Annotated in this window: 21 protein-coding genes; 10 read left to right on the forward strand and 11 right to left on the reverse strand. The window is 72.9% G+C overall.

Annotated features, from left to right (window positions below; all coding sequences use genetic code 11):
* Positions 1–29 precede the first annotated feature (29 nt).
* Together AB0K67_RS00230 and AB0K67_RS00235 are read left to right on the forward strand one after the other, a co-directional pair.
* Positions 30–2,333 carry a polysaccharide lyase 8 family protein gene (locus tag AB0K67_RS00230; protein ID WP_364050340.1) on the forward strand — a complete coding sequence of 768 codons (2,304 nt, stop codon included), beginning with the start codon at positions 30–32 and terminating at the stop codon, positions 2,331–2,333.
* A 157-nt stretch (positions 2,334–2,490) separates the two neighbouring features.
* A complete protein-coding gene (locus AB0K67_RS00235; protein WP_364050343.1) occupies positions 2,491–3,069 on the forward strand; it encodes a dihydrofolate reductase family protein in 579 nt (192 codons plus the stop codon).
* Between the two features lie 50 nt (positions 3,070–3,119).
* Here the strand turns inward: AB0K67_RS00235 and AB0K67_RS00240 are convergent, their stop codons facing one another.
* Positions 3,120–3,545: a peptidase inhibitor family I36 protein gene (locus tag AB0K67_RS00240; RefSeq protein ID WP_364050346.1), complete on the reverse strand. Its 426-nt coding sequence runs from the start codon at positions 3,543–3,545 to the stop codon at positions 3,120–3,122.
* A 216-nt stretch (positions 3,546–3,761) separates the two neighbouring features.
* On the opposite strand from AB0K67_RS00240, the gene AB0K67_RS00245 reads away from it, so the two are divergent.
* From AB0K67_RS00245 to AB0K67_RS00255, 3 genes are all read left to right on the forward strand, one after another.
* Positions 3,762–3,911 carry a GPGG-motif small membrane protein gene (locus AB0K67_RS00245; RefSeq protein WP_345405630.1) on the forward strand — a complete coding sequence of 50 codons (150 nt, stop codon included), beginning with the start codon at positions 3,762–3,764 and terminating at the stop codon, positions 3,909–3,911.
* Positions 3,912–4,018: 107 nt separating this feature from the next.
* Positions 4,019–4,492 (forward strand): hemerythrin domain-containing protein, encoded by a 474-nt coding sequence (locus tag AB0K67_RS00250; protein WP_364050351.1) that lies wholly within the window; start codon positions 4,019–4,021, stop codon positions 4,490–4,492.
* A 150-nt stretch (positions 4,493–4,642) separates the two neighbouring features.
* Positions 4,643–5,533, forward strand: a complete 891-nt coding sequence (locus AB0K67_RS00255; protein ID WP_364050354.1) for a LysR family transcriptional regulator — start codon at positions 4,643–4,645, stop codon at positions 5,531–5,533.
* Positions 5,534–5,545: 12 nt separating this feature from the next.
* Here the strand turns inward: AB0K67_RS00255 and AB0K67_RS00260 are convergent, their stop codons facing one another.
* From AB0K67_RS00260 to AB0K67_RS00270, 3 genes are all read right to left on the reverse strand, one after another.
* The gene (locus tag AB0K67_RS00260) at positions 5,546–6,589 is read right to left on the reverse strand and encodes an alpha/beta hydrolase (protein ID WP_364050357.1); all 1,044 of its coding nucleotides are present in this window, start codon (positions 6,587–6,589) and stop codon (positions 5,546–5,548) included.
* Positions 6,590–6,679: 90 nt separating this feature from the next.
* The gene (locus tag AB0K67_RS00265; protein WP_364050360.1) at positions 6,680–7,012 is read right to left on the reverse strand and encodes a YnfA family protein; all 333 of its coding nucleotides are present in this window, start codon (positions 7,010–7,012) and stop codon (positions 6,680–6,682) included.
* 246 nt (positions 7,013–7,258) lie between these two features.
* Positions 7,259–7,621: a DUF190 domain-containing protein gene (locus tag AB0K67_RS00270; RefSeq protein WP_364050363.1), complete on the reverse strand. Its 363-nt coding sequence runs from the start codon at positions 7,619–7,621 to the stop codon at positions 7,259–7,261.
* Positions 7,622–8,047: 426 nt separating this feature from the next.
* Between AB0K67_RS00270 and crcB (AB0K67_RS00275) the strand changes: the two genes are divergently transcribed.
* The 4 genes from crcB (AB0K67_RS00275) (at position 8,048) to AB0K67_RS00290 (ending at position 11,630) form a co-directional block, all read left to right on the forward strand.
* Positions 8,048–8,824, forward strand: a complete 777-nt coding sequence (gene crcB, locus AB0K67_RS00275) for a fluoride efflux transporter CrcB (protein WP_364050366.1) — start codon at positions 8,048–8,050, stop codon at positions 8,822–8,824.
* Complete coding sequence (locus AB0K67_RS00280) at positions 8,821–9,189, forward strand: DUF190 domain-containing protein (RefSeq protein WP_364050369.1); 369 nt, start codon at positions 8,821–8,823, stop codon at positions 9,187–9,189. The genes crcB (AB0K67_RS00275) and AB0K67_RS00280 overlap by 4 nt, the downstream gene beginning before the upstream one ends.
* On the forward strand, positions 9,186–9,539 hold the full coding sequence (gene crcB / locus AB0K67_RS00285) for a fluoride efflux transporter CrcB (RefSeq protein ID WP_364050372.1): 354 nt from the start codon (positions 9,186–9,188) through the stop codon (positions 9,537–9,539). Before AB0K67_RS00280 ends, crcB (AB0K67_RS00285) begins: the two co-directional genes overlap by 4 nt.
* Before the next feature lie 264 nt (positions 9,540–9,803).
* Positions 9,804–11,630 carry a cytochrome c oxidase assembly protein gene (locus AB0K67_RS00290; RefSeq protein ID WP_364050375.1) on the forward strand — a complete coding sequence of 609 codons (1,827 nt, stop codon included), beginning with the start codon at positions 9,804–9,806 and terminating at the stop codon, positions 11,628–11,630.
* A 326-nt stretch (positions 11,631–11,956) separates the two neighbouring features.
* Here AB0K67_RS00290 and AB0K67_RS00295 read toward each other — a convergent pair whose 3' ends face one another.
* On the reverse strand, positions 11,957–13,117 hold the full coding sequence (locus AB0K67_RS00295; RefSeq protein ID WP_364050378.1) for an erythromycin esterase family protein: 1,161 nt from the start codon (positions 13,115–13,117) through the stop codon (positions 11,957–11,959).
* Between the two features lie 286 nt (positions 13,118–13,403).
* On the reverse strand, positions 13,404–14,255 hold the full coding sequence (locus tag AB0K67_RS00300) for a helix-turn-helix domain-containing protein (protein WP_364050381.1): 852 nt from the start codon (positions 14,253–14,255) through the stop codon (positions 13,404–13,406).
* A gap of 161 nt (positions 14,256–14,416) precedes the next feature.
* Here AB0K67_RS00300 and AB0K67_RS00305 point away from each other — a divergent pair, with 161 nt between their 5' ends.
* The gene (locus AB0K67_RS00305; RefSeq protein WP_364050384.1) at positions 14,417–15,178 is read left to right on the forward strand and encodes a class I SAM-dependent methyltransferase; all 762 of its coding nucleotides are present in this window, start codon (positions 14,417–14,419) and stop codon (positions 15,176–15,178) included.
* A gap of 58 nt (positions 15,179–15,236) precedes the next feature.
* On the opposite strand, the gene AB0K67_RS00310 is transcribed toward AB0K67_RS00305, so the two are convergent.
* From AB0K67_RS00310 to AB0K67_RS00330, 5 genes are all read right to left on the reverse strand, one after another.
* Positions 15,237–17,198 (reverse strand): SpoIIE family protein phosphatase, encoded by a 1,962-nt coding sequence (locus AB0K67_RS00310; RefSeq protein WP_364050387.1) that lies wholly within the window; start codon positions 17,196–17,198, stop codon positions 15,237–15,239.
* A 370-nt stretch (positions 17,199–17,568) separates the two neighbouring features.
* The gene (locus AB0K67_RS00315) at positions 17,569–19,266 is read right to left on the reverse strand and encodes a CBM35 domain-containing protein (RefSeq protein WP_364050390.1); all 1,698 of its coding nucleotides are present in this window, start codon (positions 19,264–19,266) and stop codon (positions 17,569–17,571) included.
* 5 nt (positions 19,267–19,271) lie between these two features.
* Positions 19,272–21,197 carry a beta-L-arabinofuranosidase domain-containing protein gene (locus AB0K67_RS00320; RefSeq protein WP_364050393.1) on the reverse strand — a complete coding sequence of 642 codons (1,926 nt, stop codon included), beginning with the start codon at positions 21,195–21,197 and terminating at the stop codon, positions 19,272–19,274.
* An 18-nt stretch (positions 21,198–21,215) separates the two neighbouring features.
* Complete coding sequence (locus AB0K67_RS00325) at positions 21,216–22,049, reverse strand: carbohydrate ABC transporter permease (RefSeq protein WP_364050396.1); 834 nt, start codon at positions 22,047–22,049, stop codon at positions 21,216–21,218.
* Positions 22,046–22,990, reverse strand: coding sequence for a sugar ABC transporter permease (locus tag AB0K67_RS00330; protein ID WP_364050399.1), 945 nt, complete (start codon positions 22,988–22,990; stop codon positions 22,046–22,048). Before AB0K67_RS00330 ends, AB0K67_RS00325 begins: the two co-directional genes overlap by 4 nt.
* Positions 22,991–22,995: the final 5 nt, after the last annotated feature.

Genomic DNA, 22,995 nt, shown 5'->3' on the forward strand with positions numbered 1-22,995 from the left:
CGTTGCTGGAGCTGTCCGGAAAGGCCCTTATGACCTACCCCCTCAGCCGCCGGTCCGCTCTGCTCGGAGCCGCGGCCGTGGCGGGCCTCGCCCTCGAGGGCGCAGCCGCCGAGGCGGGGACGGAGGCGGCGGTGGATGCTGCGGCGTTCGACACGGCGCGCAGGCAGTGGGTGAGCCTGCTGGCCGGCGCGAAGTACGACCCCGCCTACGCCGACAAGACCAGAGCCGTCGAGGGGTCGGCGAAGGCGGTGCTGCGCAAGATGAGGTTCGACCGGCGCCGCCCGAGCCTCTGGCCCGACCTGCCGCTGCGCGACCCGAACACCGGCAACTTCAACCGCTCCTACAACCGCATGCGCGCGCTCGCGCTCGGCTGGGCCACCCCCGGCACCTCCCTGCACGGCGACCCGAAGGTGGCCGAGACCGCCGTCAAGGCGCTCGACTTCCTGTACGAGCACGCCTACAACGAACACCTCGACCGGCGGGGCAGCAACTGGTACTGGTGGGAGATCGGCGTGCCGCGCGCACTCACCGACACCTGCGCCCTGCTCTACGACGGCCTGCCCAAAGACCGGCTCAGGCGCTGGCTGCGCCCGCTGCGCCGCTGGTGCCCCGACCCCGAGCGGCGCATCAGCCACCCCGGCGTCGTCGAGACCGGCGCCAACCGGGCGGGCAAGGCGATGGCCGTGGCCATGCGCGGCCTGCTCACCCACGACGACCGGCTGGTCAGGCGGGCCAGGAACGCGGTCGCCGACCTGCTGCGCCTCACCAAGGGGCCGGGCGACGGCTTCTACCGCGACGGCTCCTTCATCCAGCACGACATCTACCCGTACACCGGCAGCTACGGCGTCGACTACCTGGAGAGCGTGGCCCGGCTGATCGCCATGCTCGCCCGCTCGCCCTGGGAGATCCGCGGCATCGACGCGATCTACGACCTCGTGGACCGCTCCTTCGTGCCGTTCGTCTTCGACGGGCTGATGATGGACTGCGTACGCGGCCGGCAGATCTCCGTGCAGGGCCACCGCGACCACCACTCCGGCCAGAAGACCATCGAGGCCATCCTGACACTGCTGGACACCGCCCCCGACAAGCACGCCAAGCGGTGGCGGCCCATGGTCAAGGGCTGGCTGACCCGCAACCAGGCGGTGCCGTACCACACGCTCGCGCCGCTGGCCAGCGTCGCGCGGGCGGACGCCCTCTTACGGGACCCGTCGGTTCCGGTCGGGCCGCGCATCACCGGCACGTACGTCTTCGCCGACATGGACCGGGTCGTGCACCGCCGCCCCACCTGGGCGTACGCGATCAGCATGAGCTCGAAGCGGATCGGCTCCGTCGAGGCCATGAACAGGGAGAACCTGCACGGCTGGTACACCGGCGACGGCATGACGTACCTCTACACCTCCGACCTCACCCACTGGAGCGACGAGCTGTGGCCGACGATCGACCCGTACCGGCTGCCCGGCACGACCGTCGATCGCCGTAAGCGCGCCGACCTGCGCCACGGCACCCGCCGCCGCCCGCCGACCCCGTGGGCGGGCGGGGTGGCGCTGGACGGCGAGTACGGCCTGGCCGCGATGAAGCTGATCGGCGACGGCTCGTCGCTGCGGGCGAAGAAGGCGTGGTTCCTGCTCGACGACGCCGTGATCGCGCTCGGCACCGGTATCACCGCCTCCGACGGCCGCCGCGTGGAGACCATCGTCGAGAACCGCAACACCCACAACGCGCACCCGCCGCTGTCGCGGGGCGACGGCTGGGTGCACCTGGACGGCGTCGCCGGGTACGCGCTGCTGGACGGCGCCGAGCCGAAGGTGCTGCGCGAGAAGCGCACCGGCCGCTGGCGCGACATCGACAAGGGCGCCACCACCGGCGGCGACACCACACCCGTCACCCGCCACTACACGACGATCGTGCTCGACCACGGCGTGGACCCGCGCAAGGCGCGCTACGCCTACGCCGTGCTGCCCGAGGCGTCCGTCCACCAGACCGCCGCCTACCAGGGGCGCGTGCAGATCCTCGCCAACTCCGGCACCGTGCAGGCCATCTACCGTGACGGCATGGTGGCCGCCGTCTTCTGGAAGGCGGGCACGGTCGAGACCGACGAGGGGCCGCTGAGCGTGGACGGGCCGTGCGCGGTGGTGCTGCGCCGCGAGCAGCTCCAGGTGCGCCTGGCCGTCGCCGATCCGTCGCGGACGGCCGAGGACCTGAAGCTCACGCTGCCCTGGCGGATCAAGTCGGTCGTCAAGGCGGACCGGGGCGTGCGCAGGTCGAAGGGCGCGCTCAAGGTCGAGGTCGCCGGCACTCGCGGTCACGCGCGCACGGCGGTGCTGAACGTCTGACCGCACAGGGACCCTGTGCTTCTCCGTGCCCGCCGAGAAGGTTCTTCTCCATGCCCGCCGAAAAGGCCGAGCCGACGTGTCGAAGAGGGCGGGACGGCTCCGACTACCGGGTGACGGAGCCGGGAGGCGGCGCCGCCGGAGCGGAAGAAGGTGCACCATGAGCAAGATCGTGCTGGACGTGTCGATCTCCCTCGACGGTTTCTCGGCCGGTCCGAACGTGCGGCCCGACGAGCCGATGGGCGACGGCGGCGAGCGGCTGCACGACTGGATGGCGGGGGAGGGGCCGGACGCCGTGACCGGCACGGGGGCCGACATCGAGGTACGCGACGCGGTCAACGCCTCGGTCGGGGCCGCGCTCATCGGCCGCCGAACGTTCGAGCTGGGCCTGCGCCCGTGGGGCGGCACGCCCTGGCCGCACACCCCCGGCTTCGTGGTCACCCACCGGATCGAGGAGGACTTCACCGGCGACAACGGCGGCAGGTTCTCCTTCGACGGGCTGGAGGCGGCGGCGCGGCGCGCCAAGGAGGCCGCGGGCGGCAAGGACGTCCTGGTGCTGGGCGCGAACCTGGCCGGGAGCCTGCTCACGGCGGGCCTGCTGGACGAGGTGCACCTGCACGTCATGCCGATTCTGATGGGGGAGGGGACGCCGCTGTTCGGCGGCGTGCGGGCCGAGCTGGAGCCCCTGGGCGCACCGGTCGGCGGCGTCGCCGCCCACCTGCGCTACCGCGTGCGGTGAGGGGGGCGCCGCCGCCCGCCGGTGCCCGGGCGGCGGCTCGCGAAGGCGGCTCAGCGCCAGCGCAGGAAGTCCACCGTGTCGTTGTCGCCGGGCGGCTCCTCGATCGATTGCCAGGGGAACAGCAGCCTGATCCTCAGTCGCCTGAGATCGACCAGGACGGCGGTCGAGCCCGTGCGGTTGACCCAGGAGGAGACGTTGTTCGCCGCGGTCGGGCCGCCGACGCCGCCGGGCATCGGCAGGTCGAACAGGTCGACGTCGGAGCCGGCGCGGACGCCGTACGCGGGGCCGCTGCGGTTGTAGTCCCGGTACAGGCACAGGGTCGCCCGTGGGCAGGGCTGGCCGTCGGCGAGCCGGAAGACGCCTTTGGGCAGCGCCAGGCGGGGCGCGGCCTGGGCGGGGAGCGTGGTGGCCGTGACGGCGGCGGCGACGGCGAGGCCGGTCAGCAGGCGCGCGGCCGTGGTGGTGATGCGGCGCATCGGGGTGTTACCTCCATGGGAGTGCTGCGGTTCGGACGATCCCACCCTCTCGTAACCGTTCGCGTTTGGAAAGTTACACACGGTGATACCGCGCAGCTCATGGCGGTAAGCCGACCTGGCTACGCGGTCACCTTGGCATTCGACCGTGATCGAAGCGTTACCACGCGCGCCAGGCGATTCCGTTTCCCGGGCGGGCCTGAGGGCAGTCGCGGTCCCATGGCTACACTTCTTTGGATTCTCGCCGTCATCCTCGTCGTCGCCGGTGTCTACGTGCTTCTGGCGCGGCGCGACATCCTGTGGGGCATCGTCCTCATCGTGGTCGGGCTGCTGGTCGGCCCCGGCGGGGTGAGCATCTTCAACGTCTGACGCCCGGCACGACCCGGGCCCCGGCGGGCGCGTACGGGCCGCAGAGCGCGGCCTGACCACGCCCGGACACCACCGTCCCCCGCACACCCCCTGAGGAGAAGCCCTCGATGGACGCCATCGTGCTGCTCAAAGACGACCACAAGACCGTGGAGAGGCTGTTCAAGCAGTTCGAGAAGGCCGGGCCGAAGGCCCACAAGGAGAAGCAGAAGATCGTCGGGCAGGTCATCGAGGAGCTGACCGCGCACACGTACATCGAAGAGACGATCTTCTATCCCGCCGCTCGCGCGGACGTGCCCGAGACCGGCGGCCACGTCCTGGAGAGCGTCGAGGAGCACCACGTCGTCGTCTGGATGCTGTCGGAGCTGAAGAAGCTCGACCCCGCCGACGAGCATTACGACGCCAGGATGACCGTTCTCATGGAGAACGTGCGTCACCACGTCGAAGAGGAAGAGCAGGACTGGTTCCCGAAGGTGCGCGAGGCGCTCGGCCGCAAGCGGCTGCAGGAGCTGGGCGAGCGCATGGCCGAGGCCAAGAGCGAGGCGCCCCGCGATCCCCTCAAGATCCCCAGCTCCGCCCGGTGACCCCTGACCGTTCCACGGGACCGCGCCGCCTCGGCGCGGTCCCGCCGCGTGTCACCGCCGTCAGCTCCGCCAGGTCGTGCGGTCGAAGGGTACGGACTCGCGCGGCGGCCGGACATCATCGGCGGATGGCCTGACGGCTATAACCGGAGTATGAACCTCCAGCAATTACGGTATGCCGTCGCCCTCGCAGAGGAGCTCCACTTCGGCCGGGCGGCGACGCGGGAGGGCGTGCGGCAGCCGCCGTTCAGCCGGCAGATCGGCAAGCTGGAGGAGGAGCTGGGCGTGCGGCTGTTCGAGCGCACGACCAGGCAGGTCCGCCTGACCCCGGCGGGTGAGGCGTTCGTGGCCGAGGCCCGCGCCGCCCTCGCCCATGCCGACCGGGCGGCGGAGTCGGCCAGGCTGGCGGGCCGGGGCGAGTCCGGGCGGCTGGTGCTCGGCTTCGTCGGGTCGGCGGCCAACGGCACGCTGCCCAAGGTGCTGCGCCGCTTCCGCGCCCGCTACCCGGGAGTGGACGTCGAGCTGCGCGAGCTGCCCACCGCACAGCAGGCGGAAGAGCTGCGGCAGGGACGGCTCGACGTCGGCCTGCTGCACGCGCCGCTCGCCGGAGCCGCCGCCGAGGTGCTCTCGACCCGGACGGTGGCCAGGGAACCCCTGCTCGCCGCGCTGCCCGCCCATCATCCCCACGCCGCCCGGACGTCGCTGCCGCTCGCGGCGCTCGCGCGGGAGCCGTTCGTGATGTTCCCGCGCCGGTACGGGCCGGGGCTGCACGACCAGATCACCGGCGTGGCCAGGGCGGCCGGGTTCGAGCCCAGGATCGTCCAGGAGGCCGTGCAGATGCAGACCATCGTGGGGCTGGTGGCCGCCGGGATCGGCGTGTCGATCGTGCCCGAGTCGGTGGCGCGGGTGCGCCGCGGCGACGTCGCCTTCCGCCCGCTCGTGCCGCCGGCCAGGGTCGTCACGCTGGACCTGGCCTGGCGCACCGGCGACGCCAACCCGGCGGTGCGGAACTTCCGCTCGCTGTTCGACGGCGCTCTTGCGTGAGCGATGGCGCTTTCACGTGAGCCAGCGGGTGATCTCGCCGATCAGCCGGTCCCTGCCGCGCTCGGCCCGGTCGAGGTGCGCGAAGTGCGTCGCCTCGTCGAGCCGTACGGCGCGCACGTCCCGGGCGTTGTCCAGGTCCGCGACGAGCGTGGAGACGTCGCCTTCGCGTGACCAGAAGTCGTACTCGCTGCGCATCACGAGCGTCCGAGCGGTGATCTTGGAAGCGTCCCAGAGCTTGTGCCCGGTGGCCAGGTAGAAGCTGTCCTTCATGGCGCCGGTGGGTGCCCGGAAGCTGGGCGGCTCGCGGTCGCCGGACGTCGGGTCGCTCGCCAGGGCGTGCTCGGCGTACGCGGCGGCCACCTGCGGATCCCGCCACTTCGTCTTGTCCTCGACCGGGATGCTCGCATCCCAGCTCGTCAGCAGGCTCGGGCCGGTCGACAGCCGATACGCGCCGTGCCGGGCGTCGTCGAAGTGGCCGGGCCGATCCGGATCCTCCCACTGCGAGCCGCGGCCGAGCGTCGGATGGTCGTCCAGCTCGCCGTACAGGCTGTTGTACAGCACCAGGCTCTCGACGCGGGACGGGTGCTCGCTCGCGTACCAGGCGGCCCAGTGCCCGCCGGTCGCCCAGCCGACGATGCCGACCCGCTGCTGGCCCGTCGTCTTGCGCAGCCAGTCGACGACCGACGCGATGTCGTCCACCACCTCCTCGCCGGTGACCGCCGGCGGGTTCGCCGAGGCGGGCTCGTCGAACGAAGCCGGCCGGTCGGACGTGCCGTAGCCGCGCGCGTCCATGACGAACACCCGATGCCCGCGGCGCGCCAGGTCCGCCGCCAGCGACCCGCCGCGTACCGGCAGGTCGAAGGACGGTATGCCGGGCACCCGCGCACCGTGCAGCAGCAGCACAGGACGGCCCCGCGCCGGGCCGTCGCGCCGGACCTCGCGCACGCCGAGCCGCCCGGCCTGGCCGCGAACCTTCCAGTCCTTGCGCACCACCTCGTGGGCTGGTGCGGACAGGGTCGTGACGGCCAGGACAAGCGAGAGGATCACCTTCAGCATGCCGCCAGCCTGCCGCCCGCGCGGTCACGCGAGCCGATTGTGCGCCTGATCGGAGGTCATTCATCCGGTACGGATATGAGTACCGGGCGGTCAGCCGCGCGGCGCATACATGATGACGAGCACACCCACCAGGCAGATCAGCGCGCCGATGACGTCCCAGCGGTCCGGGCGGAAGCCGTCCACCACGACGCCCCAGGCCAGCGAGCCCGCCACGAACACCCCGCCGTAGGCGGCCAGGATGCGGCCGAAGTTCGGATCCGGCTGGAAGGTCGCGACGAAGCCGTACAGGCCGAGCGCGATGATGCCCGCTGCCACCCACAGCAGGCCGCGCTGCTCCCGCACGCCCTGCCAGACCAGCCAGGCGCCGCCGATCTCGGCGAGCGCGGCGAGAGCGAACAGCAGCAGCGAGCGCAGGACGGTCATGGCAGGTAGTACACCGCATGCGGGGCGGCGCTCAATGCTCGGGGGCGGTGATGATCCGCAGCCCCTCGGCCGTCAGGCGTTCCATCGCGCCGCCGCTGATCGCTGAGCGGGTGGGTGTGGACGCGGTCCGAGCGGAGACCGGCGCGGACCAGGCCGAGCTTGTACGGCGGCTGGGTCCGCAGAGCCCCTCGCGCGGTTGCTGCACCGCCCGCCGCGACCCGTGGCCCGTCATCCGCCGTGCCCCTGTCACGATCGGGTGGGGCCGCCGGTGGGTGCGGGGCCGGGCAGGTAGCGGCGTACCTGGACGCGGTCGGTGATGACCAGGCCGCCGGTGACCAGATCGTCGAGCGCCTGCAGGAAGTCACGGATCTTGGGTTCGGCGTCGACGATGATGATGGCGATCGGCAGGTCGTCGCTGAGGTGCCACAGGTGGCCGGTGTGGATGAGGGAGGAGGCGCCGAAGCCCTCCAGGCCGCGAAAGACGCTGGCGCCGCCCAGGCCGGCCTGCTTGGCGCGGTGCACGATCTCGGTGAACAGGGGCCGGTGGTGGTACTGGTCGCGCTCGCCCACGATCACGGTCAGCCGGCAGGCGCTGCCTTCGAGCCTCATGGCACGCTCCTTCGCCTAAGACCTCACCGCCCGCCCTCGGCAGGGGCTGTGCCTTTCTCATGAGACCTTGCCCGCCTGGCGCGAAATGACGCCAATGGGTCGCCTTATGGCAGCCCGGTCGGCTGCCGGGATGCGTCCCTCAGGTCAGAGTGCGCCCTTGTGGTGGTGCGGGGAAGCGGCGCGCCTATACTCGTAGGCGGCGATGGATCCCGCCGGAGCCCCCGCGAGCAGCACGTCGCGTGAGGGTTCGAACCGCCGGATGCGGCTGATGGCTTCCTGGCCGCACCTCAGCGCGTCCGGGAAGGGGAACGGATCCAATGGGCAGTTCGCTGTTCGTCGCCGCCGCGCTCGCGATGACCATCCTGATCGGCGGCATGATCTCGGTCGAGGCCGGGCTGCCGGTGTCCATCATCGATCGTCGCCGGGGTGGCGCTGGGCGACACGCGGCACCTGGCCACCCGGATCCGGGCCGGGCACCCCGCCCACGAGATCCTGGCCGCCGCCGAAGCCTGCCACGTCGGCCTGATCGTGCTCGGCCGCAGCGGTCACTCCCGGCTGTGGGGTCGCCTGATCGGCAGCACCACCGAACGCGTCAGCCGGCGCGCACACTGCTCGGTCCTCATCGTCGATGAAGGAAGACTCCACACGACCATGACCTCTGTGACACCAGGCCAGGACCATCCTGGCCCGCCGATGCCCACCGACGCCGGCTTCACCCTCGCCAGGGAGCAGGACGAGCAGCAGGCGCGGGACGTCTTCGCCGTCCGGCCGGCCCGCCACCGCGCCCGCACCGCCGTCATCCTGGCCGTGATCGGGCTGGGCGGCGGCCTCGGCAGCAGCGCCCGCTACCTGCTCGCCCAGGCGCTGCCCACCCCGGCGGGCGGCTTCCCGTGGGCCACCTTCGTCACCAACGTGGCCGGCTGCCTGCTGCTCGGCGCGCTGATGGTGTTCGTGCTGGAGGTCTGGCCAGCCGGCCGCTACGTGCGGCCCTTCCTCGGCGTCGGCGTGCTCGGCGGCTTCACCACCTTCTCCGCCTACACCAGCGAGATCGTCCACCTTGCCCAGGGCGGGCACTGGGCGCCGGCCGGCTCCTACGCCCTGGACAGCCTGGTCGCGGGCCTGGTCGCCGTCTGGTGCGGCATGGCCGCCGCCCGCCGCTTGACCCGCACCCGCCGTACCCGGCAGGCAGGAGGAACCGCATGAGACCGCACGGCAGCGCCGTCCGGCTGACCATCCTCATCGGAGAGGACGACCACTACGAGCACCGCCCGCTGTGCGGCGAGATCGTCCGCCGCGCCCACGCGGCCGGGCTGGCCGGCGCCAGCGTCTTCCGCGGCGTCGAGGGCTTCGGCGCCTCCTCCCTCATCCACACCAGCCGCATCCTGTCCCTGTCGGAGGACCTGCCCATCGCGATCGTCATCGTCGATGCCGCGGAGAAGATCGACGACTTCGTCACCCAGCTGGATGAGCTGGTCACCGAGGGGCTGGTCATCATGGACGAGGTCGAGGTCCACCGCTACGCCGGCCGCCCGGGACCGCGCGCCGGTGAGGGCCGGGAGCGGGCATGACGCTGCTGCTCGTCTTCGCCGGCGGCGTCCTCGGCGCCCCGATCCGGTACGTGCTGGATCGCTCCATCCAATCCCGCCACGACAGCGTCTTCCCCTTCGGCACCGTGGCCGTCAACCTGATCGGCTCGCTGCTGCTCGGCATCCTGCTCGCCACTGCCCCGCCCGGACTGCTCGCCCTGGCCGGCACCGGCTTCTGCGGCGCGCTGACCACGTTCTCCACCTTCGGCTTCGAAACGCTGCGCCTGCTTGAAGAAGGCTCCCTGGCCCAAGCCGGGCTCAACGCCCTGGGCAGCCTGACCGCCGGCATCGCCGCCGCGCTGGCCGGCTACCTGCTGGGCGGGCTGCTGTGAAACGGGGGCCTGGCTAGCACCGGCCGCGCCACCCCCGTCTCTCCCCCTGACAGCGGCGTGGCGGGCACCCGGCCCAGCGCCGCGGCGCACGGCCTGCCTGCCGCTGCCGCCTGGGGCGGCCGGGGCCGGCGCGGCCGGCCGCCGCCCTCGTCGCCTGCGAGGCGTGGCCGTCGGTGGGTGAACCGGAGGCGCGGGCCGTGCGTACCCGTGTACACGCGGCCGGCGGGAGCCGCGGGTGGCCTCTCAGCGGCGGCAGGAGCGTAGATGGCGGTTTCCTTAAGGGTGGACGCGCGGCCGGGTGCGCGGCGCAGCGCGCGCTGGTACCCGGCGCTGGTCGCCGGCGCGTTCGTCGGAACGGGCGCGCTGGTGCTGGTGGCGGCGCTGCGGTTCGGCGGCGGAGCGGGCACCCCGCGGATCGCCGGGTTGCCGACGGCGGGCCCGGTCACCGAGTGGGGGCTGCCGCTGGCCCGGCTGGCGTACGAGCTGTGCGCGGCCGCCTGCGTGGGCACGCTGCTCGCGGCCTGCGTCCTGGCCCCGGCCGCCGCGCCGGAACGCGAGCGGTGCCTGCGCGCGGCCGGATGGTGGGCGCTGGGCTGGGCGTTCTGCTCGCTGCTCACCTACCTGCTGACGTTGTCCAGCTTCATCCCGATGCCGGTGGCGAACCTGCTGGCCGAGCCGGGGATGCTCGGGTTCGGGGCGGGGCTGCCGCAGACGCGGGCGTTGCTGCTGGTGGTGGCGATCACGTTCGTGGTGGCGACGGCGACGATGGCACCCCGCCTGCCGCGCTGGCTGCCCTTGGTGCTCGCGGTGGCGGGGCTGCTGCCTCCCGCGTACGTCGGCCACGCCGCCTCCGCCGGCGACCACGATCTCGCCGTGTCCGGGCTGATGGTGCACCTGGCGGCGATGGCGACGTGGGTCGGCGGGCTCGGCGCGGTGCTGGTGCACTTCCGCCGCTCGCGTGACCTGCCGGTGGTGCTGCGGCGCTTCAGCGCGGTCGCGCTGTGCTGCTTCGCCGCCGTCGCGTTCTCCGGCGCGGTCAGCGGCTGGGTGCGGCTCGGCACGCCGTCCGGCCTGTGGCAGACCCCGTACGGGCTGCTCCTCCTCGCCAAGGTCGCCACGCTGGCGGTGCTCGGATGGTTCGGCTGGACCCATCGCCGCCGCACGGTCGGCGGCGTCGCCGATCGCGGGGTGCGCAGGACGTTCGTCCGGCTGGCGGCGGGCGAACTGGTCGTGATGGCGGTGGCGATGGGGCTGGCGGTCGGCCTCGCACGTACCCCGCCACCGGCGGGCGGCGACGCCGGGGGTCACGCCCATCCGGCGCTGGAGTACGCGCTCGCGCCCTTCTCCCCGGCCGCGCTGCTCACCGAGGTGCGGCTGGACCCGCTGCTCGTGCTGCTGCTCGCGCTGCCCGCCGCCGCGTACCTGATCTGGACGCGCCGGGTGCCCAGCTGGCCGCGCGCCCGCACCGCCGCCTGGTACGCCGGTCTTGCCCTGGCCGCGCTGGTGCTGATCGGCGGGGTGAGCGGGTACGCGCGGGCGATGGTGTCGGCGCAGGCGCTGCAACACGCCGTGCTGGCGCTGGCCGTGCCGCTGCTGCTGGCCGCCGGGGCGCCCATGACGCCGGCCGCGCGGGCGATGTCCCGGCCGCTCGGCGGGGTTTCGTCGAGCCCTCGCGTCCTCGCCCTGCTGGCCACCGCCTGGCCCGCTCTAGCGTTCTTGCTGTACGGCACGGACTGGCTGACCTGGTCGCTCACCGGCTACGCCGAGCATCTGGTCACCGAACTGCTGTTCCTCGGCGTGGGCCTGGCGACGGCCTGGGTGCTGGTGGGCGCGGACCGGCCCGCGGTGCCGCCCGCCTGGCGTCGCGGGCTCGCCGCGGTGGCGGGCCTGACGTACGTGGGAGTGGGGGCGTGCCTGCTGCTCGGGTCGCCGGTCGCGGCGCGGTGGTTCGCGCTGGCCAGGCCGCACGACGCCCCCGACCTCATCACCGACCAGTACCTGGCCGGCGCGGTCTTCTTGATCGTGCCGCTGCTCACGCTCGCACCGGTCGTCCGGCTCCTGGGCCCCAGCAGGTCGTCCGAGAGGGGGTGAGCGTTCAGCCCGCCGCGTGGGACCAGGCGTCGAACACGGTGTACGGCGCCGTGCCCAGCATCTGCTCCCATGCGGCAGGGCGTATCGGATCTCCTTTGTAAAGGCGTCGGCTCCGGCCACAGAACGTCGTCGGTCCGCTGCTCATAAGCGGCGAGAGCCTTGAATGTCGGGGCCGACCGGTCGGGGCAGTCCGGCAGCCGCGACGCGGGCAGCCTCGGCCCCGGCGCCGCCTCGATTTCCTTTGCGGATGCGTCGTAGTCGTCCTTCGCCATGGTGGATGCGGAGGAATCCCGGTATCCGCTGGGGACGAGCCCTGCGCGCGGGCGTCACGTCTCGTCGGTGGCCTCGCGGACGAAGTAGACGCCGTCGGTCACGGCGATGTGGGCGGGGTCGAGGGGGAAGTACGCGAAGTCGGACGAGACGCGCGGGCTCAGGCCGGATACGGCGGCGGCGAGTTCGGCGCCGTCGAGGAGGCAGCGGTCCCAGGGGAGGGCGGCCATCAGGCCCTCCACGGTGCCGGGGGCGGGGGCGTCGCCGGAGACCGTGCCGAGTGCCGAGGCCAGGAAGGCGTAGCCGTCGCCGAGCCGGGTGCCGGCGATCGCGCCGGCACTCGACCAGCGCAGCACCTCGTCGCCGAACCGCATGTGGGCCTCGTTGCGCTGCAGGTGCAGGTTGTGGGAGAAGAGCAGGGCGGGGCCGTGCCGCTCGGCGATGGCGACGAGGTTGGCGGCCATCATCGCGTCGCGCAGGGCCGACAGGCGGCCCCAGCGGGCGGGCGAGTCGTCGGCCAGCCAGTAGTGGTAGCGGAGCAGGCCGGTGGCGGTGCGGGCGTACAGCTCGGCCTGCTCGCGCTCCTCGGCGCTGAGCTGCGGCGCCTGCATGTCGAGGCAGGCGGCCAGGTCGTCGGCGATGATCCGCAGCTCGACGGCCTCGGGGGAGCGGCCGATGGAGCGGGCGGGATTCATGGCCGACTCCTCGTCCTCCCAGCGCTCGTCGGCGCCGAGCAGCGAGTCGAGGGTCTCGCGGGTGCAGGGGAGGGGCTCGTGGAGGAGGTCGTACAGGCCGGTCAGCGCCTCGCGCGGGCTGCGCGCCCAGTATTCGAGCGGGCCGTCGAAGCCGAAGAAGCGCAGCTTCGCGTCGTGCTCCTCGTTGTAGGCGCGCATCCACTGGACCAGGTCGCGGTTGCCGGACATGGCGCCGAAGCCGTGGCTGAAGCCGTGCTCCATGACCTCGTCGAGGCTGCCCTTGCCGGTGGTGACGTAGTCGTCCACGATGCGCGCTTTGAGGCAGTCGATCTCAAGGGCGATCGCGCGGTAGCCCTCGTGCTCGACGAGGTGGGGGAAGAGCTCGTTGCGCAGCGCGCGCAGCTCCTTCACGCGGTGGGTGGCCTCGCCGAGGCCGAGCAGGCGGGGGCGGGAGGGCAGGGAGTCGAGGAACGCCGACAGGGCCGCGCCGTCGAGGGGGTGCGCTGTGTCCTTGATGTCCATGCCCTCAACGGTATCGTTGAACCTCCAGTGTGAACTTGGCTGACGAACAGGCCGGACTCTTCAGCCAAAGTCTCAATCGTGGAGTTCAGGTGGTCGGTTCGGCATCCGGGCGCGTCCGCTATCCGCAGCGGGTCATCGTGGTCGCCCGATCTCGAGACGGCCGCCGTCTCGAGGTGCGCGTGCCCGCGCGCGCCCGCAGTGGGCACGCGTCTGGCCGCCGGGGCGATGGGTGCCGCGATCGCGCACGGCGTCACGGGTGCCTTCACCGACGCCGTGCCCGGCGTGGTCAGGTGGGGAGGCGGTCGCGGTCGGGCCAGGCGACGTCGTCCACCGAGAGGAACGGCGTGGCCGCCACCGCCGCCGGGGTCATCCCGCTGAACGCCACCACGTCCCGGTGCAGGTGCGACTGGTCGGCGTAGCCGCTGTCGGCCGCCACCGAGGCGGCATCCTGCCCGGCGGCCAGCCGGTGCACGGCGTGGTCGAAGCGGATGAGCCTGGCCACCCGCTTGGGCGTGAGCCCGGCCTGCGCGCGGAACCGCGACCACAGCCGCTTGCGGCTCCAGCCGACCTCGTCGCCGAGCCGCTCCACGCGGATCCGCCCCCGGCGGGCCACCATCCGCCGCCAGCAGTGCGCCACCTCCGCGTCCACCGCCCTGCGGGCGTCCTCGCGCCGCCTGATCAGCGCTGACTCGGCGATCGCGAACCGCTCCTCCCACGTCGGGGCGGCGGTCAGGCGTTCCTGGAGACGTACGGCATCGCGTCCCCACAGGTCGTCGAGGGAGACCACCGCGCCGCCCAGCTCCGGCGACGCGCCCAGCAGCTCGTGGGCGAGCAGCGGCGTCAGGCGCAGCTGGAGGCAGGAGGTCTCCTTGGTGAGTCCCCGCCCCCGTACGCCGTTGGGGGCGAGGCCGGAGACGACGCGCCCGCTCTCTCGTGCGCCGAGATCGTCCTCGATAACGAACGACGGCTCGCCCAGCTCGATGAGGACCGTCACCGCGGGATGGGGCACCAGCGCGAGCTCGTGGTACTCGTTGGCGTGGTCGCTGAACCCCGCCATCGCCAGCCCCGGCAGGCGGACAGGTCGCGACGGGACCACGATGTCCCACCGCGGCCCGCGAACCGGTTCCGCCGAACGCACGCCGACATCGTACGTCCGGGCATCACGGCCGGAGCGGCCACCCGGACCTGCCCGATGGCCCGTCTTCGGCCTGGCTCCTGGGCGGGTCGGCGGCCGTTGCGACGTCCCTGGTCTCGCGCGCGATTCCCCGGACGTGATCTGCGCGTGCCAGGATGCTCGGCATGTCGCAACGCGCCCTGAGCTTCGGCATGATCGCCGCCGCCTACGAACGCTTCCGGCCCGGCTACCCGGACGAGCTTGCCGACCTGGTCATGGCGTACGCCGGCCGGCCGGTCACGACGGCGCTGGAGATCGGGGCGGGGACCGGCAAGGCCACGCGGCTCTTCGCCCGCCACGGCGTCGCCGTCACCGCGACCGACCCCGACCCTGCGATGCTCGCCGAGCTGCGCAAGCACGTACCGGCGAACGTCACCACCGTGCGGGCCGCGTTCGAGGACCTGCGGCCGGGCGAGACGTACCCGCTGGTGTACGCGGCGGCGGCGCTGCACTGGACGGACCCGAGCGAGCGCTGGTCGCGCATGGCCGCGCTGCTGGAGCCGGGCGGCGTGTTCGCCTCGGTCGGCGGGCCGCTGCGGCTGTGCGATCCGGCGCTGGAGGAGGCCGTGACCGAGGCGAGGAGGCCGTTCATCGCCGACGACACGATCCCGGCCCCCGACGGCACGCCGTCCGACGCGCCCATGCAGTGGCCGGGCAGCGAGCTTGAACGGTCGGAGTGGTTCCGCGACGTGCGGCAGGAGGTGATCCCGCGGCGTGTCGTGCTGAGCGCCCGTGACTACGCCGGTCACCTGTCCACGGTGTCGGCGTACCTGATGCTGCCGGACGAGCGGCGCGAGCAGGTGCTGGGCCGCATCCTCGAGGTGCTGCCCGAGACCGTGGAGCTGAGCGGCGACCTCACCGTCCACCTGGCCCGCCGCATCGGCTGACCAGGGGGAGACGCGCAGGTCGCGAGCACGCGGGGCGGGCGTCAGGCGCGCACGGGCGTCATGCGCGGATGCGGGCGGCGAGCAGGGCGACGTCGTCCTCGGCGCTCTCGCCCGCCATCGTCCGCACCACCGCGTCGCAGAATCGTTCGAGCGGCAGCGCGGCGGCCGCCTCTAGGGCTGTGCCGAGCCGGTCGATGCCCGCCTCGATGTCGGCCTCCCTGGTCTCGATCAGGCCGTCGGTGTAGAGGACGATCCTGCTGTTCGGCGGCAGGTCCACCTCGATCGAGTCGAACCCGCCGAACCCGAGGCCGATCGGCGTGCCGGTGGGCGGGCGCGGGAAGGAGACGCGGCCGTCGGGGTGCACGACGGCGGGCGGCGGATGCCCGGCCGAGGCCAGCCGGCAGCGTCCGGTGGCCGGGTTGTAGACGACGTACAGGCAGGTGGCGCCGGCCATGCCGAGGCGTGTCCCCGGCGGGTCGGAGTTCTCGTCGGCGAGCCGGATCAGCAGGTCGTCGAGGCGGCCGAGCAGCGCGCAGGGCGGCTGGTCCACGTATGCGAGCGTGCGCACCGCCATCCGCAGCCGCCCCATGGTGGCCGCCGCGTGGATGCCGTGGCCGGTCACGTCGCCGACCACCAGCGCGAGCCGGCCGTCCGGCAGCGGGATCGCGTCGTACCAGTCGCCGCCCACGTCGTGCACGTCGGACGGCAGGTAGCGGGAGGCCAGATCGACCGAGTCGATGCCGATCAGGCGCGGCGGCAGCATGTTGCGCTGCAACGCCAGGGCGGCGGTGCGCTCGCGGGTGTACTGGCGGGCGTTGTCCAGGCTCAGCGCGGCTCTGGCGCCGAGCCCTTCGGCGAGCCCGAGGTCGCTCGTGGTGAACGGCACCCGGTTGTCGGTCCGGACGAACACCGCGACACCGAGGATGTCGCCGCGCGCTTTGAGCGGCACGATGATCAGCGAGTGCATGCCGACGGCGTGGATGATCCTGGCCCGGTCGGGGTCCTGGTCGAGCCAGGTGCCCGGCGCGGTGTTCAGGAACGGCTCGAAGTGGGAGCGGCCCGATGCCAGCACGGCGGTGAACGGCGACGACGGCGGCACGAACACCGCCTCGCCCCGCTCCCACAGCGACTCCGGCAGCCCGTCGTGGATGGAGGCCACGCCCGCCCGGTAGAAGGCGGGCACGCGCATCTCGGTCGCCTCCAGCCGCTGCAGGGGCTCGACACCGGGCAGCACCGCCTCGGCCAGGTCCACGGTGACGTAGTCGGCCAGCGCCGGCACCGCCAGGTCGGCCAGCTCCTGCGCGGTGCGGCGGACGTCGAGCGTGCTGCCGACGCTGATGCTGGCCTCGTGCAGCAGGGTCAGCCGGTCGCGGGGGTGGCTGTGTCCGATGTCCAGCACCATCGAGCACAGGCCGACCGGGCGGCCGTGCTCGTCGTCGAGCCGGAAGAACGAGGTGGACAGCTTGTGCTCGTCGTGCCGGCCCGGCGACGTCCAGTGCGCCTCGCGGTCGATCTGCGGTACGCCGTCGGCGAGCACCTGCAGCATCGCCTCGCGGGCGGCCCGGGCGTCCAGGCCCGGCTCGGGGTCCGAGAGGCGGCGGCCGACCTGGTAGTAGGGGAACACGTGCTGCAACGCCTGCGCGGCCCTGTTGCGCCAGACGCAGCGCAGGTCGGTGTCCCAGATTGCGATCGCCATGGGGGTGCGGTTGAGCAGCGGCTCCAGGAAGGGGCGCATGGCGGGCAGCTCGGCGGCCGGGGCGCGGGGCTCGTCCGGCGGCGCGCCGTCGAGGCGGACGAAGACGCGCCCGCCCTCAGGGTTGCGGATCTCCAGCAGGCCTTCGCGCCTGTCCGCTTGCGGGGATGCGGGGAAGAGGAGTTGCGCCAGCTCGCGGCCGAGCGCCGTCTGGAGCGGGATGCCGAGCAGGTCCTCGGCGGTGCTGCTCCAGCCCGTCACGGCGCCTTCGATGTCGATCGTGACGACCGCCGGCTCCCTGCTGGGGCGGCTCGCGGGTGTGCCCATGAGGCATCCATATCCCGTCAAAGCTGTAAATATGCCACTTTACCTGCGCAAATGGATCCGCCGTCCGGAGCCGCGCCGTCCGGTGCCGCCCCGTCCCGCGTCGCCCTGTCCCGCGTCGCCCTGTCCCGCGTCGCCCTGTCCCGCGTCGCCCCGTCCCCTGTGGCGCCGTCTCGCGTGTGGCCCCCCGGGGCGGGACGCGGTTCTGCGTGCGGCACGCGTGGGATCGGGGCGGGGCACGGTCCTGCGGGCCGGACGCGCCGGACGGGGCGCGGTGCTGGGGCACCGTGCGCGGCGGATGGTGGCGCGGTCCCGGGGGGTGCCGCGTGCGCCGGGTCTTCCCCGGCGCACGCGGCGGGTCATCGCCGGTCGGTCAGGTGAGTTCGATGTAGTCCAGCTCGGCGTACCCGGTGCCGCCGGAGAAGTACGGCGACCCCTTGGCCAGGCGGATCACGTTGTACCCGGCGCGCAAGGACACCGTGGTGCTGACCGTGGCGCCGAACTGGCCCCACGACGGCGTCGGCGGGTAGCTGACCGTGGTCCACGGCCCGCCGTTGTAGGCGAGCCCCTGCGTGGCGGTCGCCCCGGTGGCGTTGGCGTAGCCGATGGTCAGCGTGTACGTCCGTGCGCTCGGCACGTTCACCACGAAGTCCACGTAGCTGTCGGTACGCGGGGTGCCGGAGTTGTCGATCCGCCCCACGTACCCGCCGCCCGAGGCGCTGGAGGAGGTGAGCCGCTGGGCGCGGAAGACGGAGGCGTTCTCGGCCTCGTAGCGCTGCTGGTAGGCGGGAACGCCCGAGACCGGCTCGACGAGGAGCTGGTAGGCGCTGGTCGCGACCATGTCGGGCACGGACACGCTGAGCCGCCCGTCACTGACCTGCCGGGTGGTGGTGGAGACCACGGTGGGCGCGGAGACGGCGGTGAAGCGGCCGCTGGACGGCGTGGACAGCAGCGTGACGCGCACGCTTGAGCCGAGCGCGCCGATGCCGGTGAGGTTGACGGTGTTGGTGCCGGACTCGTTGCCGAAGACGACGTTGACGACTTTGCGCGTGGGGTCGTAGGCGGCGAAGCCGTCGAGGCCGGACGAGGTGGTGGTGGTCGTGACCATGTTCCCGGCCATGTCGCCGTACCACTTGTACAGCCACCACGTGCCGGTCGGCTGGGAGTTGCCGGTGACCAGGCCGTTCATGGTGCCGTACTCGTACCAGAAGGCCCGGTGCGCCGACTCGACGCCGCCGCGCTCCAGCTTGGCGACGTAGCTGGCGATCCTGCCGGGCACGTCCACCTCGGAGGGCGCGGCGTACTCGTTGATCGACAGGCGGCGCGGGCTGATGCCCAGGGACGCCTCCAGGTTGCGGTAGTCGGCGATGTCGGCGGCGATCCTGTCGGGGTTCTGCAGCTCGTGCCAGCAGATGATGTCGGGCAGCGTTCCGGTGTCGCGGGCGTGGGTGAGGAACGACTGCATCCAGGAGCGGCTGTAGGTGGCGGTGCTGGGGCCGACGATCGGGGTGAGCGGGTCGAGCGCGCGCACCGCCCGGTAGGTGCGCACCCAGCCCTCGTTGAACGGCCCCGCGGCGGAGGTGTTCCAGGTGTAGTCGGGCTCGTTCCACAGCTCCCAGGCCAGGACGTTGGTGACGGTGGTGGCCGCCAGCCGGGCCCTGACCATGGTGTCGACTTTGGCGAGCCAGTCGTTCCAGCTCACCCACCGGTAGGGGAAGTCGGGGTAGATGTCGGGCATCCGGATGTACTGCCCGGCTCCGACGCGGTCGGCCTGCGGGGCGATGAGCAGGGAGTCGCCGCCGGGCGGCTGGCCGTTGGGGCGCTGGCCGACGCCGGGCGCGGGCTGGGTGAGCGAGTTGACCCTGAGCGGCAGCAGGGTCGAGTCGGCGGGGCGGTTGTTCTCCGCCAGGCCGTAGAGCCCGCCGGTGGCGGCGTGGGTGACGGGCCGGAACGGCCGGGAGACGTCGACGGTGAGCGTCGCGCCGGCCGCCGCGGCGGGGGTTGCTTCGGTCACCACGGTGGCGGCCGTGGTGACCAAAGCTAAGGCGAGCGCGGTGAGCGTTCGGGCCATGGGGGTCAGGCTCCTTCCTGTATCGGGGGGTGCGAGGGGCGCAGGTCGGTGGCGAGGGGCAGGAAGATCCGCATGGCGGCCGGGCCGCGCCGCGCCCACCCGTGGTAGGGCCGCAGCGGCACGTCGAACCAGTCGCCGCCGTCGCCGTCCACGGGCCGGTCCCGGTACGACCAGGGGGCGTCGGGGAAGGCGCGGGCCCGGCCGCGGACGAGCGCGCCGCCCTCGACGGCGCGCGGCGCGGAGCCGGGATCGATGACGAGGGTGTCGAGCAGGCCGGGGTCCGGCAGGTCGTGCGACTCGACGCACAACACCTCGGGGCCGCGCTCGACCGCGACGCAGCCGCGTACGGCGTCGATGCGCGGATCCGGCCAGGTGAAGCGGGGCGTCACCGGCAGCTCCAGCACGATCTCCGCACCGGCGGCGAACGCCCGCCGCACCCGCACAAAGCCCGGCTCGACCGGCCGGGTGCGCCCGCCCTCGGTGAGCGTGGCCCCGGAGGCCCAGGCGGGCACGCGCAGGGAGAGCGTCCACGGCCGGTCCGAGCCGTCCACGACGCGGACGCGGACAGTGCCGCCGCCGGGGTAGGCGGTCTCGACGTCCACCGCCACCGGCGGCCCGCCGGGCAGCTCGGCGCGGATGCGGCAGGAGGCGTACTGCAGCAGTTGCAGGCCGTCGTCGTCGCTGGTGGCGAGGTAGCCGTGCAGGCCGGCCAGGGTGCGGGCGACGTTCGTCGGGCAGCAGGACACGTCGAACCACGCCGCCCGCTCGCCCGCCTCGGCGCGCGGGCTCACCTCGTCGGGGTCGGCGGGCCGCCCGGCGGCGCGCTGGTGCAGCGGGTTGGCGTAGAAGAACGCCCGCCCGTCGGCGCTGGGCGAGACCGCGACGACGTTGTAGAGCGTGCGCTCGATGAGGTCGGCGTAGCGGACCTCGCCGGTGGCCAGGTAGAGCCGCCAGGACACCATGATCGAGGCGACGCCGGCGCAGGTCTCGCAGTAGGCGCGGTCGGGCGGCAGCTCCCAGTCCTCGCCGAAGCCCTCGTCCTGGTGGCGCGAGCCCATGCCGCCGGTGATGTACGTGCGCCGCGCGACCGAGCGCTCCCACTGCCGCCGCACGGCATCCAGCAGCTCGCCGTCGCCGGTCTCGACCGCGACGTCCACCGCCGCGGCGGCCAGGTAGAGCGCCCGCACCGCGTGGCCGCGCCACACCTCGGCCTCGCGTACGGGGATGTCGTCCTGGAAGTACGCGCGGCCGAGCGGGATGTCCTTCAGCCTGCCGTGGCCGCGCCGCTCGATGAAGAGCCTGGCCTGGTCGACGTAGCGCGGCTCGCCGAGCGCGCGGCCGAACTCGGCGAGGCCGACCTCGATCTCCGGATGCCCGCACACGCCGTCGATCCCGCCGGGCCCGAACGCGCGGCACACGTGGTCGGCGGCCCGCCGGGCGATGCGCACCAGGTCGTCCTCGCCCGCGGTGCGCAGCCGGGCCACGGCGGCCTGCAGCAGGTGGCCGGTGTTGTACAGCTCGTGCCCCATCTCCAGGTCGCTGTAGCGGGGCGGCCGTCCCGGATGGCCGAAGCAGGTGTTGAGGTAGCCGTCCGGGTCCTGGGCGCGGGCGATGCGGGCGGTCAGCCGCTTGATGGCCGCTTCCGCCTCCGGGGCGCCCGAGCGGGCGCTCTCCCAGGACAGCGCCTCCAGCAGCTTGTAGACCTCCGAGTCGGAGAACGACCAGCCGGGCCGGTCGGGCCCGGTGGTGCCGTCGGCGACCCGGTCGAAGTTGGCGAGCCAGCCGAGGCGCTCCATCCACGACTCGCAGTGGGCGAGGGTCGCCGTGGCGTTCACGGCCTGGCGTTCGCCCCAGAACCCGCCGGTGAGCGAGACCTGCGCGAGCCCGAGGGGGCGCACCCGGCCGTGGGAGGGCAGCACGGGGCTGGTCATACGGCGTGTACCTTTCTGTCAGTCCTTGACGGCGCCCGCGGTGACCCCGGCGGCGATGTACCGCTGCGCGAGGACGAGCAGGACCGCCGCGGGCAGCGACGCGATCACGGCGGTCGCCATGATCGAGTTCCATTGCGTGGTGTTGTTGCCGATGTAGCGGAAGATGCCGAGCGTGATCGGGATGACGTCGCTGCTGCGGTTGAGCGTGGAGGCGAAGATGAAGTCCGACCACGCCCACAGGAACGCGAACAGCGACACGGTGATCACGGAGTTGCGGCTGAGCGGCAGCACGATCGAGCGGAACGCCCGCCACGTGCTGGCCCCGTCGATCTGCGCCGCCGCCAGCACCTCGGCGGGAATGCCCGCCATGAACGCGCGGAACAGCAGCACTCCGAACGGCACGGCCAGCGTCGAGTCGGCCACGATCAGGCCCCAGACGGTGTTGAGCAGCCCCAGCCGCAGGTAGACGGCGTAGAAGCCCATGGCCATCACCACGGCGGGGATCATCTGCGCGGCCAGCAGCAGGAAGTCGAGCAGGCGGGTGCCGCGCGGCCGCAGCCTGGCGAGGGCGAACCCGGCCGGCAGCGACACCACCAGGGTCACGACGACCGTGCCGAGGCCGATGAACAGGCTCGTCGCCAGCGCGGGAAGCTGCTGGCCGAGCGCGTCGGCGTACCCCTCGAAGGTGGGGTTCCACGGGAACCAGTGCGGCGGGTCGGCGCGCAGGTCGCGGGTCTTGGTGAGCGAGACGTTGACCATCCAGTAGACGGGGAAGAGCATCACGCCCGCCAGCACGACGCCCAGCGCCGTCTTCCAGCCGCTCCTGGCGGTCTTCACATGGCGGGTCTTCATGCGGTCTCCTCCCTCTGCAGGCGCACGTGCGCGAGCCCGGCGACGAACGCGATGAGGATGAGCAGGTTGCCGACGGCCGCCGCGGGCGAGAAGTCGGGCTGGCCGGTGCCGAACGCCTCCCGGTACGACCAGATGGCCAGCGTCGTCGAGGCGTCGGCGGGGCCGCCCCGCGTCATGATCCAGATGATGTCGACGACCTTCAGCGTGTAGATCAGCCCGAGCAGCAGCGTGATCAGCGACACCGGCCGCAGCAGCGGGAACGTGATGCGGGTGAAGCGCTGCCACGGCCCGGCCCCGTCGAGCCCGGCGGCCTCGTACAGGTCGGAGGGGATGTTCTGCAGCCCCGCGTAGAGGATCACCAGGTTGAACGGCACGCCGAGCCAGATGTTGGCGATGGTGACCGCGAGCAGCGAGGTGCCCGGCGAGGTCAGCCAGTTGATCTGGCCGATGCCGAACGCCTGCAGCGCCGCGTTCACGATGCCGTTGTCGCTGTTGAGCAGCCACGACCAGGTGGAGGCCGAGACGATCAGCGGCAGCAGCCACGGCACCAGGAACAGCGCCCGCAGCACTCCCGACAGGCGGAAGTTGCGGTGGAAGAAGACCGCCAAAGCCAGGCCGATCGCGTACTGCGCGGCGATGGAGGCCAGCGTGAAGACGGCGGTGTTGCGCAGCGCCCGCAGGAAGGTGTCGTCGGACAGGATCGCGCGGTAGTTGTCCAGGCCGGTGAACTCCGCGTCGCCCTGGATGAACGCCCGCGGCGTGTAGTCGTGCAGGCTGAGGTCGATGTTGCGGTAGAGCGGATAGGCGTAGAAGACGAGCAGGTAGACGATGAGCGGGGCGAGGAAGGCGGCGGCCGTCCAGCGCCCCGTCCGCCGCCCGCGGGAGGCGGCGTGCGCCGCCCCGCGCACGGCGCCCGTCCGGGTGTGCGACTGCGAGATCATGAGCC

The sequence above is a fragment of the Nonomuraea sp. NPDC052634 genome (genome assembly GCF_040678535.1).
Lineage (GTDB): Bacteria > Actinomycetota > Actinomycetes > Streptosporangiales > Streptosporangiaceae > Nonomuraea > Nonomuraea fastidiosa.

What these genes read in the sequence shown, in the direction of transcription:
- AB0K67_RS00260 (WP_364050357.1), bottom strand. Translation starts at nt 6,589, where the DNA reads ATGCTGAAGGTGATCCTCTCGCTTGTCCTGGCCGTCACGACCCTGTCC.
- AB0K67_RS00290 (WP_364050375.1), top strand. Translation starts at nt 9,804, where the DNA reads ATGGCGGTTTCCTTAAGGGTGGACGCGCGGCCGGGTGCGCGGCGCAGC.
- AB0K67_RS00295 (WP_364050378.1), bottom strand. Translation starts at nt 13,117, where the DNA reads ATGGACATCAAGGACACAGCGCACCCCCTCGACGGCGCGGCCCTGTCG.
- AB0K67_RS00240 (WP_364050346.1), bottom strand. Translation starts at nt 3,545, where the DNA reads ATGCGCCGCATCACCACCACGGCCGCGCGCCTGCTGACCGGCCTCGCC.
- AB0K67_RS00315 (WP_364050390.1), bottom strand. Translation starts at nt 19,266, where the DNA reads ATGGCCCGAACGCTCACCGCGCTCGCCTTAGCTTTGGTCACCACGGCC.
- AB0K67_RS00310 (WP_364050387.1), bottom strand. Translation starts at nt 17,198, where the DNA reads ATGGGCACACCCGCGAGCCGCCCCAGCAGGGAGCCGGCGGTCGTCACG.
- AB0K67_RS00230 (WP_364050340.1), top strand. Translation starts at nt 30, where the DNA reads ATGACCTACCCCCTCAGCCGCCGGTCCGCTCTGCTCGGAGCCGCGGCC.
- AB0K67_RS00330 (WP_364050399.1), bottom strand. Translation starts at nt 22,990, where the DNA reads ATGATCTCGCAGTCGCACACCCGGACGGGCGCCGTGCGCGGGGCGGCG.
- AB0K67_RS00305 (WP_364050384.1), top strand. Translation starts at nt 14,417, where the DNA reads ATGTCGCAACGCGCCCTGAGCTTCGGCATGATCGCCGCCGCCTACGAA.
- AB0K67_RS00325 (WP_364050396.1), bottom strand. Translation starts at nt 22,049, where the DNA reads ATGAAGACCCGCCATGTGAAGACCGCCAGGAGCGGCTGGAAGACGGCG.
- crcB (WP_364050372.1), top strand. Translation starts at nt 9,186, where the DNA reads ATGACGCTGCTGCTCGTCTTCGCCGGCGGCGTCCTCGGCGCCCCGATC.
- AB0K67_RS00270 (WP_364050363.1), bottom strand. Translation starts at nt 7,621, where the DNA reads ATGAGGCTCGAAGGCAGCGCCTGCCGGCTGACCGTGATCGTGGGCGAG.
- AB0K67_RS00265 (WP_364050360.1), bottom strand. Translation starts at nt 7,012, where the DNA reads ATGACCGTCCTGCGCTCGCTGCTGCTGTTCGCTCTCGCCGCGCTCGCC.
- AB0K67_RS00320 (WP_364050393.1), bottom strand. Translation starts at nt 21,197, where the DNA reads ATGACCAGCCCCGTGCTGCCCTCCCACGGCCGGGTGCGCCCCCTCGGG.
- AB0K67_RS00245 (WP_345405630.1), top strand. Translation starts at nt 3,762, where the DNA reads ATGGCTACACTTCTTTGGATTCTCGCCGTCATCCTCGTCGTCGCCGGT.
- AB0K67_RS00250 (WP_364050351.1), top strand. Translation starts at nt 4,019, where the DNA reads ATGGACGCCATCGTGCTGCTCAAAGACGACCACAAGACCGTGGAGAGG.
- AB0K67_RS00255 (WP_364050354.1), top strand. Translation starts at nt 4,643, where the DNA reads ATGAACCTCCAGCAATTACGGTATGCCGTCGCCCTCGCAGAGGAGCTC.
- AB0K67_RS00235 (WP_364050343.1), top strand. Translation starts at nt 2,491, where the DNA reads ATGAGCAAGATCGTGCTGGACGTGTCGATCTCCCTCGACGGTTTCTCG.
- AB0K67_RS00280 (WP_364050369.1), top strand. Translation starts at nt 8,821, where the DNA reads ATGAGACCGCACGGCAGCGCCGTCCGGCTGACCATCCTCATCGGAGAG.